Raw genomic sequence first — 1,527 nt, 5'->3', positions numbered from 1 at the left:
GGCCGATTCCGGCCCGGATCTCGACGTCGACCCCGGCGCGGGAGAGGGCTCCGCGCGGATCGGACGCGGTCCGCATCGTCGCGCCGGCGAGCGCCATCGTCGCCCGGTCGACGGCTGCCCACAGCTCCGTGACGCCCCAGACAGAGTACCGGCCGAGGTAGAACGCGCCCGGGAAGAGGAGGGCGTCGATGTCAGGCATCCGGTGGGCGACCCACGCGAGCGGGCGCTTCAGCGAGGAAGAAACCGACGAAGCCGGCGACGAGCAGCGCGGCGCTCTCGGTCAGGTGGCTCTGGCTGTACGGGTTGAAGTACACCTCGTCGCCCCGGATGAACTCGGTGAACGGCATCAGCTCGATCAGCTGCCCGTAGAAGACGCCGAAGAAGACGCACGCCCCCGCGGCCAGCAGCATCCCGCCGGTCTGGAACGCGGTGGCGTCGTCCGGCGACAGCGTCGCGGAGCCGTGGAAGAACACGTAGTAACCGAGCTTGATGAACGACATGAACGTCCCTACGCCGCCGAGGATGAGTAGCCACCAGAGCAGCCCGCTGTCGAGGAGCAGGACGTAGTTGTGGACCTCGTGGGCGGAGTCGATCACCATCCCCTTCGAGATGAACCCGTTGAAGCCCGGCACCGCGGTAATCGAGGCCGCGCCGACGAGGTACACGAGGAACGTGACCGGCATCACCCGCCAGAGCCCGCCCATCTCGCGGATGTCCTCGACGCCGGTCCGGTAGATCACGACGCCGACCGCCATGAACAGGAGACTCTTGTAGAGCACGTTGTTGAACAGGTGCGCGAACCCGCCGACGACGGCGAAGTCGCCCACGTACGTCGCCAGCCCGAACCCGGCGAGCATGTAGCCGACCTGCGCCTGGATATGGTACGACAGCAGCCGGCGCGGGTCGTACTGGAGCAGCGCGAAGAACGCGCCGTAGACGGCCATGAACCCGCCGAGGTACGCGAGCCACATTCCGTCCCTTCGGGAACGCGCGGTACATCACGTAGGCGGCGGTCTTCGTCGTGAACACCGAGAGGAACACCGACGCCGCGACGTGCGGGCGCGGGTAGGTGTCGGGCAGCCAGCTGTGCAGGAAGATGAACCCGCAGTTGATCCCGATGCCGACCGCCGCGAGGACCGTCGCGGAGGCGTGGATCCCGGTCGTCGACGAGAACAGGAATATCTCGGCCGCCGGGACGCTACCGAGCATCGACACGCCGTGGACGACGACGGCCGCGAGCAGGATCGTCCCACCCGTGCCGTGGAACAGCGCGTAGCGGTAGCCGGCCCGGACCGCCGCCCCGCCGTGCTGCCAGACGAGCAGCGTCGAGGTGACGGCCATCAGCTCCCAGAAGAAGATCAGGGTGAGCCAGTCGCCGGCGTAGATAGTCCCGACGGTCGTGGCGACGTAGATCAGCGCGAACGCGGTCACCCACGTCGGGGCCTCGCTCCCGTAGGCGTACAGCACCGCGGCGGTCGCGAGGAACCCGACGACGACGCCCATCAGCAGCGAGAACTGGTCGACGTT

General features: G+C 68.0%; 1 pseudogene. It reads right to left on the bottom strand.

Annotated features, from left to right (window positions below):
* Positions 1 to 1,527: pseudogene (locus BN903_RS08905) on the bottom strand (Na(+)/H(+) antiporter subunit D); the annotation flags it as partial.

The sequence above is a fragment of the Halorubrum sp. AJ67 genome, from assembly GCF_000513435.1.
Note: the sequence above shows the minus strand (reverse complement) of the source record. Positions and strands in the feature narration are given on the sequence as shown.